Raw genomic sequence first — 17,577 nt, forward strand, 5'->3', positions numbered from 1 at the left:
TAAAAATTATTTGTATAAATAAAATTAAATATTATGATTTTCAATAAACATAATCATTTTTTATCTTCTAGATCAATATTCATTCCTAATGAACGTATTTCTTTCAGTAAAACATTAAATGACTCTGGTATACCAGGTTCCATTTGATGATTGCCATCAACAATATTTTTATACATTTTTGTTCTACCATTTACGTCATCTGATTTAATAGTTAACATTTCCTGTAAAGTATATGATGCACCATATGCTTCTAATGCCCAAACTTCCATTTCACCAAATCTTTGTCCACCAAATTGTGCTTTACCACCTAATGGCTGTTGTGTAACTAAACTATAAGAACCAGTTGACCTTGCATGCATTTTATCATCTACTAAATGATTTAATTTTAACATATACATATAACCTACAGTTACTAGCCTTTCAAAGGCTTCACCTGTACGGCCATCATATAATTTAATTTGTCCTGAAGTAGGTAAATTTGATAATTTTAATAAATCCTTAATTTCTTTTTCAGTTGCTCCATCAAATACAGGAGTAGCAACTGGTAAACCTTGTTTTAAATTATTAGCAAGTGCTAAGATTTCTTGATCAGTAAAATTTTGTAGATTAATTTTTTTACATGTACCATACCCAATGTCATATGCTTTTTGCATAAATTTTCGTACTTTTTCTATATTATTTTTTTTCTGTAATAATATATTAATTTTATTACCAATACCTTTTGCTGCCATTCCAAGATGTGTTTCCAATATTTGTCCTATGTTCATTCGTGATGGTACACCTAAAGGATTTAAAACAATATCTACTGGTATACCAAATTCATCATATGGCATATCTTCTACAGGACAAATTTTAGAAATTACTCCCTTATTACCATGACGTCCTGCCATTTTATCACCAGGTTGTACTTGTCTTTTAATAGCTAAATTTATTTTAACTATTTTTAAAATACCTGGTGCTAAATCATCACCACGTATAATTTTTTTCTTTTGTATATCTAATTTTTTTTTAAAAATATATTTTAGTTTGTCATATTTTTGAATTAATTTTTGTATAATTTTCCGTTTTTGTTTTTCTTTAGAAGATAACAAAGTATGCCATTTGCTATAATGATGTTCTTCAATTATTTCTTTAGTACAACCATTATTTATTAAAAAATTATACATATCTGTTAAAATATATTGTTCAAATATTTTTTGTTCTTTAGATAAATCTTGTTGTTTTTGTTTTAATTCCATTTCTTCAATTTCTATAGTTCTTTTATCTTTTTTGACTCCTTCACGAGTAAAAATTTTAACATCAATTACTATACCAGCAATTCCATTAGGAACACGTAAAGAAGTATCTTTTACATCTGAAGCTTTTTCACCAAAAATAGCACGTAATAATTTTTCTTCTGGTGATAATTGTGTTTCTCCCTTAGGAGTAACTTTACCAACTAATATATCTCCACTTTTTACTTCAGCACCAATATAAACAATACCTGATTCATCTAATTTTGATAAAGCCGATTCACTAACATTTGGAATATCTGACGTAATTTCTTCTGATCCTAATTTTGTATCACGAGATATACATGATAATTCTTGTATATGTATAGTAGTAAATTTATCTTGTTGTACTATTTTTTCTGATAATAATATAGAATCTTCAAAATTATAACCATTCCATGGCATAAAAGCTACTCTCATATTTTGTCCTAAAGCTAATTCGCCTAAATCAGTAGCTGGACCATCAGCTAAAACATCACCAGCAATGATACTATCACCTAAATTAACACATGGTTTTTGATTAATACATGTATTTTGATTTGAACGTGCATATTTAATTAAATTATATATATCTATTTCTGTTTGATATTCATTTTTTAGTAAAATATTTTTCTTGATAATTATACAAGATGCATCTACATATTCTACAATACCTGTATGTTTTGCAATAATTGTAACTCCTGAATCTATAGCAACTATTCTTTCCATGCCTGTGCCAACTAAAGGTTTTTCTGTTTGCAATATTGGTACAGCTTGTCTTTGCATATTTGCACCCATTAAAGCTCTATTAGCATCATCATGTTCTAAAAATGGTATTAAAGAAGCACCTACAGAAACAATTTGTTGTGTTGATACATCCATATATTGAATTTGATTTTTGTGAAATAAATTAGATTCACCTTTATATCTACATGTAATATAATCATCGATTATATTACCATTATTTCCAATATTAATATTTGCTTGAGCAATAATATAATTACCTTCTTCAATTGAAGATAAATAACATATTTTTTTGGTAACAATGCTATTTTTAACATATAAATATGGTGTAACTAAAAAACCATATTCATTAGTTTGAGCATAAACAGATAAAGAATTAATTAAACCAATATTAGGACCTTCAGGTGTTTCTATCGGGCAAACTCTACCATAATGAGTAGGATGTACATCTCTAACTTCAAAACCAGCTCTTTCTCGAGTTAATCCTCCAGGACCTAATGCAGAAATACGACGTTTATGAGTAATTTCAGATAATGGATTATTCTGATCCATAAATTGTGATAATTGACTAGAACAAAAAAACTCTTTAATAGCTGCAGAAATAGGTTTCGCATTTATAATATCTTGTGGATTTAATAATTCAGTTTCTCCTAATGACAATCGTTCTTTTACTGCACGTTCAACACGTATTAATCCTATACGAAACTGGTTTTCTATCATTTCACCTACAGAACGAATACGTCTATTACCTAAATGATCTATATCATCAATATTGCCTTTACCATTTCTAATAGCAATTAACTTTTTTATAACTTCTGTAATATCATCTTTATTTAATAATCCAGAACCTATAATATTTGTACGTAATAACGAACAATTTAATTTCATTCTACCAACAGGTGATAAATCATAACGTTCTTCTATAAAAAATAATCTTTTAAACAATAATTCTGCTGCTTCTTTAGTTGGTGGTTCTCCAGGTCTCATCATTCTATATATTTCTACCAAAGCTTCTAAACGATCAGATGTTGTATCTATTCTAAGAGTATCAGAAATATATGGACCATTATCTAAATCATTAGTAAAGATTGTTTCAATATCAACAAAATGATTTTCAATAATCTTATTGATAGAATCTATTGTTAAATAAGTATTAGCAGTAATAATAATTTCTCCTGTATACTTATTTATATAATCTTTTGCAACAACTTTACCTATTAAATATTCTTTTGGTACACTAATACAATTAATTTTATCTTGTTTTAATTTATTAATATGTTTGAGTGTAATTCGTTGACCTGTTTTTATATAAATAATGTTATTAACTATTATATCAAAACTAGCTGTTTCACCTCTTAATCTGTCAGGTACTAATATCATTAATATTTGTTGTTTATTTATTTTAAAAATATTTTTTTGAAAAAAAATATTTAATATTTCTCCGGTATCATAGTTTAATGCACGTAATAAAATAGTAATAGGTAATTTTTTTCTTCTATCTATACGCATAAACAAATGATCTTTAGGATCAAATTCAAAATCTAACCATGAACCTCTATATGGAATAATACGTGCATTATATAATATTTTACCTGAAGAATGTGTTTTACCTTTATCACTATCAAAAAATACTCCAGGACTTCTATGTAACTGTGATACAACAACTCTTTCAATGCCATTAATTATAAATGTACCATTAGATGTCATTAATGGTATTTCACCCATATATACTTCTTGTTCTTTTATACTTTTTACATTATTTTTAATATCTTTATCATAATTAATTAATTTTAATGTTACACGTAAAGGAGCTGCATATGTCATACCTCGAACATGACATTCTTTAACATTAAATATTGGTTTTCCTAAACGAAAACTTATATATTCTAATTTAGAAGTACTGTTATAACTATATATAGGAAAAATAGTTTTACAGGCGGATTCTAAACCACATACTCCTTGTGAATTAGATTTTATAAATTTTTTAAATGAATCTAATTGAATAGAAAGTAAATATGGGATTTTTAAAATTTGAGGTCTTTTCCCAAAATCTTTACGAATACGTTTTTTTTCAGTTTGAGAATAAACCATATGTTTCCTCAGTTATTTAATAATATGAATAACTAACTTTAACGTAAAATATATGTGATAATATAAACTTATAAAAATATTTATATTTTATTAAATTTATTTAATTTCAATTTCTGCACCAGTACTTTTTAATTGTTTTTCTAATTCTATAGCTTCTTTTTTACTAATTGATTCTTTGATTATGACAGGAGCTGATTCAACTAAATCTTTAGATTCTTTTAATCCTAAATTCATAATACTTCTTACTGCTTTAATTACAGCAATTTTATTTTTTCCCATATGTTTAAGATATACATTAAATTCCGTTTGTTCTTCTATAACTTCTTTTGGATTATTATTTGTATTATTATTTAAAGTATTAGCAACAGAAACTCCAAATTTTTTTTCCATTAATTTTATTAATTCCATTACATCCATGACAGACATAGATTCTACAGCTTCTATTATTTGTTCTTTAGTTATTGACATAATATTTTTCCTAAAAAATAATATTGTTATGTTATTAAATAGATAATGTATGTATAAAATTAAAAAAATTTATTTTTTATTTATTGCAAATAAAACATAAATAAGTTGTTCTACTGTAATATTTTTTAAAAATTTTAATAAAATAGATATTGCTTCTTTATATGTAGGTAATTCTGCTAACATATCAATATTTTTGTCATATAATTTATTATTAAAAACAGCAGCTTTAATTTTAAAATTATTATTTGTTTGTGCAAAATTTTTAAATAAACGTGCAGCAGTTCCTGGATGATCAAAAGAATAACCAACTAATATTGGTCCATATATTTTATCAATTAAATATTTAAAGTGACTATTTTGTATAATAAGTTTTAATAGTTTATTTCTAATAACATGTATAATAATATTATTATTACGACCATTTTTTCTTAGTTCTGTAATACTATTAACATTAATTCCGGAAAAATCTGCAATTACTATTGATATAGCTTTTTTATTTATTTCTTTAAATTTTGTAACAATTATTTTTTTTTTATCAAGATTTAATGCCATTAGCTTATTTCACTCTTTGAATTTATTATAAATACAAGAATAAACTTATTAAAATTCATCATAATTATATATTAATAATTTTTATTAAAAATTTACATTATAATATAAAATATAAATAAAGTAAAAAATTAAAAATTATTTATACAATCTATTGTTATATCTACTGCTATACCCATAGTAGTAGATAAATATATTTTTTTTATAAAATTTCCTTTAATATTACTAGGTTTATTTTTATTAATTTGTTTTATTAAAAATAATATATTTTCTTTAATATCATTATTATTAAAATTTAATTTACCTATGTTTACATGAATAATTCCATTTTTATCATTACGAAAATTTATATATCCATTTTTAATCTGTTTAACCGTATTATACACATTATTTGTAATAGTTCCTAATTTAGGATTAGGCATTAATCCTTTAGGCCCTAAAATAGGTCCTAATTTGCTAACAATAGTCATAGATTCTGGAGTAGCAATAACTATATTAATTTTTTTAATTTCATTATTAATAATTTTATTTGCTAAATCATCCATACCAATAAATTCTGCTCCTGCTTTTTTTGCTTGTATAGCATCTTCTCCAGCAGCAAATACTGCTAATGTTATTATTTTACCATTACCATGTGGTAATACAACATGACTACGAATATTTTGTTCTGTTTTTTTAGGATCAATGCCTAGCATAATAATAATTTCAATACTTTCAATAAAATTAACTGTACTATTATTTTTCAATAATGTTATAGCTTCTGTTATTAAATATTGTCTATTTTGATTGTTTTGTTTATATAAACGAGACATTCGTTTTGTATATTTAACCATAAATATTTTATTCCTTTACTATAGTTAAACCCATAGATTTAGCTGTACCTTCTATAGAACGCATCATAGCTTCAATATTAATCCCTGTCATATCAATAAATTTAGTTTTAGCTATTGCACGAATTTGTGTACTGTTAATTTGACCAATAGTATTTATTTTTGTTTTGTCAGAACCTTTTTTAATGCCAATAATTTGTTTGATCAATACAGCAGCAGGTGGTGTTTTTATAATAAATGTAAAAGTTTTGTCAATAAAAATTGTAATAATTACTGGTATAGGCATACCTTTTTCTAAATTATTAGTTTTTGCATTAAATAGTTTACAAAATTCCATAATATTTACTCCATGTTGTCCTAATGCTGGGCCAATAGGTGGACTAGGATTTGCAGTTCCTGCTGGAACTTGTAATTTTACATAAGTTTTAATTTTTTTTGCCATGTAAATAATCCTTCTGTTATAGAAATTTTAAAATAAATTATGTAAAAAATAATTATAAATTAACCTTTTTCAACTTGACTAAAATTTAAATCTACAGGTGTAGATCTACCAAATATAGAAACTGAAACTTTTAAACGACTTTTCTCATAATCTACTTCTTCTACTACACCATTAAAATCAGAAAAAGGACCATCATTTACTCTAATCATTTCTCCAGGTTCAAATAATATTTTTGGTCGTGGTTTATCACCAATTTGTTGTAATTGATTAATAATAATATTAACTTCTTTATCACTAATTGGTGCTGGATTATCAGAAACACCACCTATAAAACCTAAAACTTTAGGTATATTACGTACTAAATGCCAACTATGTTCTTGCATTATCATATGTATTAATATATAACCTGGGAAAAATTTACGGTCACTTCTATATTTTTGACCATTACGTATTTCTACTATAGCTTCAGTAGGTATTAATATATCACCGAATAAATCATTCATATTATGTAATTTAATATATTCTCGTAATGATTGCGCTACGCGATTTTCAAAACCAGAACGAGCATGAATTACATACCATTTCTTTTTTAAAGGTACAGACATATTATTTGACCTTATTTCATACAAAAAGATAATAAATAAATTAAAAAATGATCTAACAACCACAGCATAGAAAACATTATAGTAGCAATTATAAATATAATTATAGTTATTTGTATTGTTTCTAAATATGTAGGCCAAAATACTTTACGTATTTCCATTCGTGTATTTTGTATAAATACAAATATTTTTTTACCTTTTTTTGTTGTTGAAAAACTCAATAACATTAATAAAAATAAAAAACTAACTAAAATATTACGATATATTAACTGTATATCTTGATATATATAATTATATATAATTACTAAAATTAATAAAATTATACTAATAATCCATTTTATAAGTTCAATAATATGCTGTATCAAATTTTTTTTAACTCTAAAAATTTTCATCAAAATAACCAATAAAAATAAATTAAGTATAAATTACAATATTATAATATATACACATTATAAATAACATTTTATACAAACTTAATAAATAACTTATATAAAAGAATCAAAGGGGATATTTTAAAAAACCCTTATCTTCTTTTATTATGATTATTCTATAATTCTAGTGACTACACCAGCACCAACAGTACGACCTCCTTCACGAATTGCAAAACGCAATCCTTTAGTCATAGCAATAGGATGGATTAATATAACATTCATATTAATATTATCACCTGGCATAACCATTTCTATATCTTTAGCTAATTCTATAGTACCTGTAACATCTGTAGTTCTAAAATAGAATTGTGGACGATATCCTTTAAAAAAAGCTGTATGTCTACCACCTTCATCTTTAGATAATATATATACTTCTGCTTCGAATTTTGTATGTGGACAAATTGAACCCGGTTTTGCTAATACTTGTCCTCTTTCAATATCTTCTCTTTTTATACCTCTTAATAAGATTCCTACATTCTCTCCCGCTCTACCTTCATCTAATAATTTACGGAACATTTCTACTCCTGTACATGTAGATTTAATAGTATCTTTAATACCTATTATTTCAACTTCGTCACCTACTTTAATTATACCTCGTTCAACTCTTCCAGTAACAACCGTACCTCTACCAGAAATAGAAAATACATCTTCTATAGGCAATAGAAATGGTTGATCAATTGCCCTAACAGGTTCAGGAATATAAGTATCTAAATAGTTCGTTAATTCAAGAATTTTTTCACTCCATATTGTATCTCCTTCTAATGCTTTTAACGCAGATCCATGTACAATAGGAGTATTTTCTCCAGGAAAATCATATTGCGATAATAAATCACGTACTTCCATTTCAACTAATTCTAATAATTCTTCATCATCTACCATATCACACTTATTAAGAAAAACAATAATATATGGTACACCAACTTGTCGTGCTAATAAAATATGTTCTCTAGTTTGTGGCATAGGACCATCAGTAGCTGCTACAACTAAAATAGCGCCATCCATTTGGGCAGCTCCAGTAATCATATTTTTTACATAATCAGCATGTCCAGGACAATCTACATGAGCATAATGTCTAACTGCAGTATCATATTCAACATGAGATGTATTAATAGTAATTCCTCTTGCTTTTTCTTCTGGTGCATTATCAATTTGATCAAATGCTTTTGCTGCTCCACCATATTTTTTAGATAAAACTGTAGTTATAGCAGCTGTTAATGTTGTTTTACCATGATCAACATGACCTATTGTACCAACATTAATATGTGGTTTAGAACGTTCAAATTTTTCTTTAGACATCAAATTATTCCTTAATTATATTTTATATATTTTTAGAATTAATAATTTCTTTAGTAATATTGTAAGGTATTTCAGTATATTTTAAAAATTCCATAGAATATGAAGCTCTACCTTGTGTATAAGAACGCAAATCTGTCGCATAACCAAACATTTCTGATAATGGAACACAAGCTTTTATAATATGATTATTTGATATATTATGCATTCCTTCTATAATGCCTCTTCTTCGATTTAAATCTCCAATAACATCACCCATATATTCTTCTGGTGTATCTACTTCTACAATCATAATTGGTTCTAATAACACAGGATTAGCTTGCTTAAATGCTGTTTTAAATGCTATAGCTGCTGCTAATTTAAAAGCTAATTCTGATGAATCTACATCATGATAAGATCCAAAATGCAATCTTACAGCAATATTTACTACAGGATATCCAGCTAGAGGACCTGATTTTAATTGTTCTTGAAAACTTTTATCTATAGCTGTAATATATTCACTAGGTATTACACCACCTTTTATATCATTAGTAAATAAGTAACCTGTTTTATTTTTCTTAGATTTTATTGGTGAAATATCTATAACAACATGTCCATATTGTCCTCTACCACCTGTTTGTTTAATATATTTACCTTCTATATTTTCTATACGATTTTTAATGGTTTCACGATAAGAAACTTGCGGTTTACCAATATTAGCTGCAACATTAAATTCTCTTTTCATTCTATCTACAATAATTTCTAAGTGTAATTCACCCATACCTGCAATAATAGTTTGATTAGTTTCTTCATCTGTCCATGTTTTTAATGAAGGATCTTCTTTAATTAGTCGATTTAAAGCTAAACTCATTTTTTCTTGATCATTTTTAGTTTTTGGTTCTATTGCAATAGAAATAACAGGTTCTGGAAATTCCATTTTTTCCAATATAATACTATTTTGTATAGAACATAAAGTATCTCCTGTAGTAACATCTCTTAATCCAATAGCAGCTGCAATATCACCTGAATATACTTTTTTAATTTCTTCACGTTTATTCGCGTGCATCTGAACTATTCTACCAATACGTTCTTTCTGTTTTTTGATTGAATTAAAAATAATATCTCCACTACTAACTGTACCTGAATATACTCGAAAAAAAGTTAAATTCCCAACAAAAGGATCATTAGCAATTTTAAAAGCTAATGCAGCAAATGGCTCTTGATCATTTGTAAAACGTGTTAAAGTTTCTTTATTATGTTCTGTTATACCTTTTATTGGTGGTATATCCATAGGAGATGGTAAATATTCAACAATAGCATCTAATAAAGATTGTACTCCTTTATTTTTAAAAGCTGAACCACAAGTGATTAAAGTGATTTCATTTTGTAATACTCTCTTTCTTAAAGCATATTTAATATCTTGTTCAGTAATAGTAATATTATTTAAATATTTTTCCATTAATATATCATTAGATTCAACAGCTATTTCTATTAATTTTTGGCGCCAAACATTAACGATATTAATCATATGTTTAGGTATATGTTTGTAATAACAATGAATTCCTTGATCTTTTTCTTCCCAATACATAGCTTTCATTTTGATTAAATCAATAATACCAATAAATTTTTCTTCAGAACCAATTGGTAATTGTAAAGGAATAGCTTCTGTAGATAATTTTTTATTTATTTGTTTTACAACTTTAAAAAAATCCGCTCCAATACGATCCATTTTATTAATAAATGCTATTCTAGGCACTTTATATTTATTAGCTTGTTTCCATACTGTTTCAGATTGAGGTTGTACACCACCTACTGCACAATAAATCATAACAACACCATCTAAAACTCTCATAGAACGTTCTACTTCTATCGTAAAATCAACATGTCCTGGAGTATCAATAATATTAATACGATGTGCATCATATTGATTAAACATTCCTGACCAAAATGCAGTTGTTGCAGCTGATGTTATAGTAATGCCCCTTTCTTGTTCTTGTTCCATCCAATCCATAGTAGCAGCACCATCATGTACTTCTCCAATTTTATGATTTACACCAGTGTAAAATAAAATTCTTTCTGTTGTAGTGGTTTTCCCTGCATCAATATGTGCACTAATGCCAATATTACGATAACGTGTTATAGGAGTTGTACGACTCATATGAAACCTCTATTGTTATTATATAAAAAATCATATTACACATTATGTTATAGATAAAAAAATATATTTAACATAATTTACCAACGATAATGTGCAAATGCTTTATTTGCTTCTGCCATACGATGTACTTCTTCTTTCTTTTTAACAGCATTACCCTTTTTATCAAAAGCATCAAATATTTCATTAGCTAATTTTAAAATCATTGATTTTTCATTACGTTTTCTAGCTGCATTCACTAACCATCTCATCGCTAATGTATTTCTTCGAGTAGGTCGTACTTCTACAGGGACTTGATATGTAGAACCACCTACTCTTCTAGATTTTACTTCTACAACAGGTTTAATATTATCTAAAATAGTACAAAAAATATCTATTTCTTTTATAGATAATTTTTTTTTAACTATTTTTAAAGCAGAATAAACTATATTTTCTGCTATAGATTTTTTACCATTTAACATAACTATGTTAATAAATTTAGCTAATAAATCTGATTCAAATTTTGCATCTGGTAAAATATTTCTTCTAGAAATAATACGTCTACGAGGCATAATAAACTCCATTATTTAAAATAAAAATATTATTTATTTTGTTTCACACCATATTTAGAACGACTTTGTTTTCTATTTTTTACACCCGCACAATCTAAAGTACCTCTTATAGTATGATAACGTACTCCGGGTAAATCTTTTACTCTACCTCCTCTAATTAGAATTATAGAATGTTCTTGTAAATTATGTCCTTCACCAGAAATATAAGATGTTACTTCATATCCATTTGTTAGTCTAACTCTACATACTTTACGTAAAGCTGAATTGGGTTTTTTTGGAGTAGTAGTATATACTTTAGTACATACTCCACGTTTTTGAGGACATGAATTTAATGCAGATACATTACTTTTGCTTTTTTTTCTAATTCTAGATTTTCTTACTAATTGATTAATTGTTACCATTATATAATCCTATATAAGATATAAAGTAATTATTATATTATTTTTTAATATTTATAATTTTATTACATTACCATAGTATTTGTTGTTTATGTTTAACAGTTAAGTATACAAATTGTTTATAGTTTGCATGTATAATTTGTTTTGAAATATAATTCTCTAATCCTCTTGCTAGAATATCATTTTTTAATGCATATACAGATAACTGGATATCTTGTTGAATTTTAATTATTTTTTTTATAAAAATACTATATTTTAATCCAGCTAAAATACCATCCTGAATTAGAATAAGATCATCATTATTATTTAATACATTTAATAATATAGAAAAATTACAATATGATGGTGATTTTGATAAGATATATAACATGATATTTTTTAAAAATTCATAATTATGTTATAGCAACTAATGTATTTATGCCATAATCTTGGTGTTATGATTTTAACTGGGATAGTCCAATTATTAATGTTATTTTTTATACCTAATTTTTTTAAAGATTTATCACAAACAAAAAATTTATTAATATTACATAAAGTTAAAATTTTGAAACTAATACTATGATTATGAAATAATATATTATCTGGTTTTTGGCATGATTTTATTTGTAAAATACCATCTGAAATAAAAAATAAAGCTATATCCTCAATAAATGAGGATATAGAAATAATAGCATCTAATCCTTCTTTACCAGAATTATTTCCATAAGGTGATGTAGAAAAAATAACAGCTATATTATTCATTAAAATTGCACTAAACGATCACAGTCTAATATAGATATTGCTAATGTTGTTAAACTTATTATTTTAAAAGTTTTATTAATAAAAATATTCTGTTGATTCATGCACATATTATCCATATATTCTTTTTTTAAAAGACCTCTTATGATAGAAGAATTAACACATACATGTAAATCTACATTATATTTTATACTTAGCTCTATCCAAGATTTAGTTAAATTAAATTTATTAGATATAATAAAGTGTTTATTAGCATTAAATACACCATCACGATAAAAAAATATACTTTTTAAAGTATATTTTTCCTTAATCAGAGTTTGTGCAAAAAAATATGCTGAATAAGCATTTTGTGTCCCAAAAGGTGCTGAAGTAACTAATAATATAAAAACCATACTATATCCCTTAAAATATAGAAATATTTCAATATTTTTGTATAAAATTAAAATAATTTAATTATTAATGAATGAAGATTTTTTTACATTTTTTTGTATTTTAAAAATAGTATGTATTTTTTTATTTTTTATATAATGATTTTTATTAGACATATTAGGTTTAAAATCTATTAACTCAATTTCAAAAATTAATGTAGAGTTAACTGGTATACCTGGAATTAAATTATGTCCATAAGCTAAATTAGGAGGAACTACTAAGATTATTTTACCACCTTTTTTAACATATTTTAAACCTTCTTGCCAACCAGGTATTACTTTTTGTAAATTAATAGATAATGGCATTTTTCTTGAGAAAGTATTATCAAATTCTGTACCATCTATTAATTTACCAATATAATTAACTGTTATTAATACATTGCCATGTTGTGGGATATAAGATCCTTTCCCAGTTTTTTGTATTTTATACAATAAACCTGTTTTAGTTTTTTTAACATTTTTCATTTTAGCAAAATTATTAATATATTCTTTACCTAAAATATCATTTTTATGTGCTTGTAATTTTATAAAATTAATTGAAGCATTTTTAATATCTATTTCTAATAGCTGAATATTATTTTGTATTTCTTCATTAGATAATAAAATTTGTTGATTATATAAGATATCTTGAATGCCTTGTATAATATAATGTTTATCTAATTTTATATTAATTTTTACTTGTTCATCATAAGCATTTTTTAAATATTTTCCAAAAGACACACCTAATGCATAAGATTCTTTTTGTAATTTATTTTGTAAAATATTAATTTTTGAAAAAACTATATTATTATCTTTATTTATATCAATATTATCTAATTTTTTTTCTTCTTTAGGAGTAGATAATTTTTTCAGATTATTCGATACATCATCATTATTATTTGTTACAGCAGAAGATACATTATCCATTATATGATTGAACTTATCATTTAATAATTTAATTAAAACATCTATTATTTGTTCATTTGTTAATCCATTAAATGATAATGTTGATTTTTTAATAGTATTATCTAATTTTTTTTCTTCATGTTTTTGCTTGTTTAATGGTGTATTTGTTTTATTTTCAGTAGAATTATTATTTTTACTACTACTCCACCATCCTGCATTTGTTAATGTTGTTGCTTTTACCATTGGTGTATTTAAACTAACAGTTAAAATCAATATCAATAATATTGATACTTTCTTAGTAAAAAATCGCATGGCTTACTCCACAATAAAGTTGTATTTTATATAAAGAATGTTATATAAACATTATTTATAAAATTATATAATTTTATAAATAAATAAGATAAACAATTATCTTATTTATATAAAAATATTACTTTTAATATTAATAAAATACAAGATAAAATATATGTATTTTGCTTAAAATGTTAAATTAATAATTTTAACATTCTTCTTAATGGTTCTGCAGCACCCCAAAGCAATTGATCGCCTACAGTAAACATTGAAAAACAATTTTTCTCTATATTTAATTTTTTTATTCTTCCGACAGGAATATTTAATGTTCTGTTTACTGCACATGGTGTTAAATATTTTGTAGTATATATATAATCATTAGGTATGATCTTAACCCATTTATTATGTGATTGAATAATATCTTCAATATTTTTAATAGAAAGATCTTTATTTAATTTAACCATAAAAGATTGACTATGAGCACGTAATGTTGGTACTCTTACACAAATACCATCTATTGGGATAATATTTTTATTATTTAAAATTTTATTAGTCTCGAATTGTCCCTTCCATTCTTCTTTAGTTTGACCGTTATTAATTTGTTTATCAATCCATGGAATAACATTATTTACTAAAGGTATGGTAGAATATTGTTGTGGAAATTCTTTATTATTTAAAAGTAATGTAATAATTTTTTCTACTTCTAATATATTAAATTTATTACTATGTATAATATCTGTAATGTTTTCATGTAAAAAATTAGTTTGTAATAATAATTCTTTAATATATTTAGCACCTGCACCAGAAATAGCTTGATATGTAGATACAAAAATCCAGTCAATTAAATTTTTTTTAAATAAACCTCCTAAAGCCATTAGCATTAAACTAACTGTACAATTTCCTCCAACAAAAGTTTTAATACCAATATCTATTTTTTCTTTAATTAAATCAAGATTTACAGGATCTAGTACAATTATAGTATTATCATCAGTTCTTAAATTAGAGGCAGCATCTAACCAATAACCTTGCCATCCTTTTTGACGCAATTTATAATATATTTTATTTGTATATTCACTGCCCTGACAAGTGATAATAATATCTAATAACAATAATTGCTCAATATCATATGCATTGTGTAATGTTTTATTAATATTTTTAATATTTAAAGGAAAATATTTATTAAACTGTGAAGTAGTAAAAAAAGTTACTTTTATTTTATTAAAATCGTTTTTTTTAATCATTCTTTGTAATAATACAGAACCTACTATACCTCTCCAACCAATAAATCCTACAGATTTCATTATAAAATTTTCAACCTTATATATACTTAGATCATATTATTAAGATTTATTTTACATATATTTTATATTAACGAAAGTTTTTTATAAAAATTAAATATTTATTAAATATTAATATCTATATGAATATATATTCAGTATATATAAAACTTTTAAATTAATAATATTTATATATTTTTAATAATCCAATTAATAGGTTTGATATAATGTTTACGTAAATATGTATTTGTTTGAGAAAAATGTTGACAATGTGCAAATCCTTTATGATATGAATATGGTGAAGGATGTGATGTTTGTAATACTAAATGTTTTTTTTGATTTATTAAGTATATTTTTTGTTGTGCTTTTTTACCCCATAGTAAAAATACTATATTATTATAGTATGTGCTAATAACATTAATAATATTATCTGTAAAAATTTCCCAACCAATGTTAGCATGTGATTGTGCATTATTTGCTTCTACAGTTAATATAGTATTTAACAACATTATACCTTGTTTAACCCAATCAATTAAATATCCATGATTAGGAATATAAAAATTTGGTATATCAAAATTTATAGCTTTATAAATATTTTGTAATGTAGGAGGAATTTTTTTAACATATGGCATTACAGAAAATGCTAAACCATTAGCTTGATTTATTCCATGATAAGGATCTTGTCCTAAAATTACTACTTTTAATTTTTCAAAATTTAATATATTAAATATATGAAAAATATATTGTTTAGATGGATAAATTATTTTACCACAAATAATATCTGTATTAATTTTATTAATTATTTTTATAAAATATTTTTTTTGTTTTTCTTTATGTAAAAATAATTTCCAAGTATTATTATCCATATATTAAATTCATACAATATTTTTATTAATATATATTTGTAATATAGAATATATTATATTACAATCATTTTTATCTATATATGTTTAAGTTCCTTGTTTTTAAGCCTATTAAAAACTTTTAATCCATAAGGAGCAATAGTATAATGAAATACTATGAAATAGTATTACTGATACATCCAGATCAAAGTGAACAAGTTAATAATATAGTAACATCATATAAAAAATTTATTTGTAAAAATAAAGGTTCTATATCTAAATTCGAAGATTGGGGTAGAAGACCATTAGCATATCCAATAAAAAAAATTCATAAAGCTTATTATGTTCTTATGAATATATGTTTAGAAAAAAACCAAAATATTATTTTAGATTTAGAAACAAAATTTAGAATTAATGAATCTATTATTAGATATATTATTTTACATACAAAAACAAATAGAACAATTATATCATCCATTTTAAAATCTAAAGATGAACATCAAGAAAATCGTAGTAATTTGCTTAAAAAAATATAAATAATACTTAATATAATAAAATTATATAATGGAAATACAATATTTTATGGAGTATAAATAATATGGTACGTTATTTTCGTCGTCGTAAGTTTTGTCGATTTACTGCAGAAGGAATAAAAGAAATTGATTATAAAGATATTCATATTTTAAAAAATTTTATTACAGAAAGTGGTAAAATAGTTCCAAGTAGAATTACAGGAACAAAAGCAAAATATCAGCGTCAATTATCTAAAGCAATAAAAATTGCACGATATTTATCATTAATCTCTTATACTGATCATCATAAATAATAATGAGTATCAAAAGTTATGCAAATAATTTTATTAGATAATATTATAGGAATAGGAAAAAAATCTGACATTGTTAATGTAAAAAAAGGATATGCACGTAATTATTTAATTCCTAATAATAAATGCATATTGGCAACAAAAGATAATATCAATATTTTAAAAACTCAAGTTAAAAAATTAAAATTAGAATCATTAAAAGATTTAGAACAAGCTAAATTAAAAGCAAAAAAATTTACAGAAAACATTGAAAATATAATAATACAAGTGCGAACAAGTAATAAAGGTAAATTATTTGGTTCTATTAGTAAAATAGATATTATTACAGCATTAAAAAAATTAAATTTTTCAATAGATAAAAAAGAAATTTCTTTACCTAAAAAACCTATTAGATTTATTGGAAATTATATAATACAATTTAAATTTCATGAAAAAATAATAGTTAAAAAAAATATTAATATTACATCATATAAAAAATAAAACACTTAATTTATGTTGTAAATAAAATTA

20 protein-coding genes are annotated in these 17,577 nt (G+C 24.1%); 3 read left to right on the plus strand and 17 right to left on the minus strand.

Annotated elements, in window-relative coordinates; genetic code table 11:
* Positions 1–53: 53 nt before the first annotated feature.
* The 17 genes from rpoB to ung form a co-directional block, all read right to left on the minus strand.
* Entirely contained in the window at positions 54–4,085 is a 4,032-nt protein-coding gene (gene rpoB, locus GJT85_RS01635) for a DNA-directed RNA polymerase subunit beta (protein WP_208754481.1), read from the minus strand.
* Between the two features lie 96 nt (positions 4,086–4,181).
* On the minus strand, positions 4,182–4,553 hold the full coding sequence (gene rplL, locus GJT85_RS01640; protein WP_208754482.1) for a 50S ribosomal protein L7/L12: 372 nt from the start codon (positions 4,551–4,553) through the stop codon (positions 4,182–4,184).
* A gap of 69 nt (positions 4,554–4,622) precedes the next feature.
* The gene (rplJ, locus tag GJT85_RS01645; protein ID WP_208754483.1) at positions 4,623–5,105 is read right to left on the minus strand and encodes a 50S ribosomal protein L10; all 483 of its coding nucleotides are present in this window, start codon (positions 5,103–5,105) and stop codon (positions 4,623–4,625) included.
* A gap of 128 nt (positions 5,106–5,233) precedes the next feature.
* Positions 5,234–5,935, minus strand: coding sequence for a 50S ribosomal protein L1 (gene rplA, locus GJT85_RS01650; RefSeq protein WP_208754484.1), 702 nt, complete (start codon positions 5,933–5,935; stop codon positions 5,234–5,236).
* 7 nt (positions 5,936–5,942) lie between these two features.
* On the minus strand, positions 5,943–6,374 hold the full coding sequence (gene rplK / locus GJT85_RS01655) for a 50S ribosomal protein L11 (RefSeq protein WP_208754485.1): 432 nt from the start codon (positions 6,372–6,374) through the stop codon (positions 5,943–5,945).
* Positions 6,375–6,433: 59 nt separating this feature from the next.
* Positions 6,434–6,979, minus strand: a complete 546-nt coding sequence (gene nusG / locus GJT85_RS01660; RefSeq protein ID WP_208754486.1) for a transcription termination/antitermination protein NusG — start codon at positions 6,977–6,979, stop codon at positions 6,434–6,436.
* Between the two features lie 11 nt (positions 6,980–6,990).
* Positions 6,991–7,368 (minus strand): preprotein translocase subunit SecE, encoded by a 378-nt coding sequence (gene secE, locus GJT85_RS01665; protein ID WP_208754487.1) that lies wholly within the window; start codon positions 7,366–7,368, stop codon positions 6,991–6,993.
* A gap of 150 nt (positions 7,369–7,518) precedes the next feature.
* Positions 7,519–8,703 (minus strand): elongation factor Tu, encoded by a 1,185-nt coding sequence (gene tuf / locus GJT85_RS01670; protein ID WP_208754488.1) that lies wholly within the window; start codon positions 8,701–8,703, stop codon positions 7,519–7,521.
* Positions 8,704–8,725: 22 nt separating this feature from the next.
* Entirely contained in the window at positions 8,726–10,837 is a 2,112-nt protein-coding gene (gene fusA / locus GJT85_RS01675; RefSeq protein ID WP_208754489.1) for an elongation factor G, read from the minus strand.
* A gap of 77 nt (positions 10,838–10,914) precedes the next feature.
* Complete coding sequence (rpsG, locus tag GJT85_RS01680) at positions 10,915–11,385, minus strand: 30S ribosomal protein S7 (RefSeq protein WP_208754490.1); 471 nt, start codon at positions 11,383–11,385, stop codon at positions 10,915–10,917.
* A 29-nt stretch (positions 11,386–11,414) separates the two neighbouring features.
* Entirely contained in the window at positions 11,415–11,786 is a 372-nt protein-coding gene (gene rpsL, locus GJT85_RS01685; protein ID WP_208754491.1) for a 30S ribosomal protein S12, read from the minus strand.
* A gap of 67 nt (positions 11,787–11,853) precedes the next feature.
* Positions 11,854–12,153 (minus strand): sulfurtransferase complex subunit TusB, encoded by a 300-nt coding sequence (gene tusB, locus GJT85_RS01690; protein WP_208754492.1) that lies wholly within the window; start codon positions 12,151–12,153, stop codon positions 11,854–11,856.
* A gap of 8 nt (positions 12,154–12,161) precedes the next feature.
* Positions 12,162–12,524, minus strand: a complete 363-nt coding sequence (gene tusC / locus GJT85_RS01695; RefSeq protein WP_208754493.1) for a sulfurtransferase complex subunit TusC — start codon at positions 12,522–12,524, stop codon at positions 12,162–12,164.
* Positions 12,524–12,913 carry a sulfurtransferase complex subunit TusD gene (gene tusD / locus GJT85_RS01700; protein WP_208754494.1) on the minus strand — a complete coding sequence of 130 codons (390 nt, stop codon included), beginning with the start codon at positions 12,911–12,913 and terminating at the stop codon, positions 12,524–12,526. The genes tusC and tusD overlap by 1 nt, the downstream gene beginning before the upstream one ends.
* A gap of 57 nt (positions 12,914–12,970) precedes the next feature.
* Positions 12,971–14,146 (minus strand): FKBP-type peptidyl-prolyl cis-trans isomerase, encoded by a 1,176-nt coding sequence (gene fkpA, locus GJT85_RS01705; protein ID WP_208754495.1) that lies wholly within the window; start codon positions 14,144–14,146, stop codon positions 12,971–12,973.
* A gap of 173 nt (positions 14,147–14,319) precedes the next feature.
* The gene (asd, locus tag GJT85_RS01710; protein ID WP_208754496.1) at positions 14,320–15,426 is read right to left on the minus strand and encodes an aspartate-semialdehyde dehydrogenase; all 1,107 of its coding nucleotides are present in this window, start codon (positions 15,424–15,426) and stop codon (positions 14,320–14,322) included.
* Between the two features lie 164 nt (positions 15,427–15,590).
* Positions 15,591–16,268, minus strand: a complete 678-nt coding sequence (gene ung / locus GJT85_RS01715; protein ID WP_208754497.1) for a uracil-DNA glycosylase — start codon at positions 16,266–16,268, stop codon at positions 15,591–15,593.
* A gap of 143 nt (positions 16,269–16,411) precedes the next feature.
* Here ung and rpsF point away from each other — a divergent pair, with 143 nt between their 5' ends.
* From rpsF to rplI, 3 genes are all read left to right on the plus strand, one after another.
* Complete coding sequence (gene rpsF / locus GJT85_RS01720; protein ID WP_208754498.1) at positions 16,412–16,780, plus strand: 30S ribosomal protein S6; 369 nt, start codon at positions 16,412–16,414, stop codon at positions 16,778–16,780.
* Between the two features lie 62 nt (positions 16,781–16,842).
* Positions 16,843–17,070 (plus strand): 30S ribosomal protein S18, encoded by a 228-nt coding sequence (rpsR, locus tag GJT85_RS01725; RefSeq protein ID WP_208754499.1) that lies wholly within the window; start codon positions 16,843–16,845, stop codon positions 17,068–17,070.
* A gap of 18 nt (positions 17,071–17,088) precedes the next feature.
* On the plus strand, positions 17,089–17,547 hold the full coding sequence (gene rplI / locus GJT85_RS01730; protein WP_208754500.1) for a 50S ribosomal protein L9: 459 nt from the start codon (positions 17,089–17,091) through the stop codon (positions 17,545–17,547).
* Positions 17,548–17,577: the final 30 nt, after the last annotated feature.

The sequence above is a fragment of the Enterobacteriaceae endosymbiont of Neohaemonia nigricornis genome, from assembly GCF_012571795.1.
Lineage (GTDB): Bacteria > Pseudomonadota > Gammaproteobacteria > Enterobacterales > Enterobacteriaceae.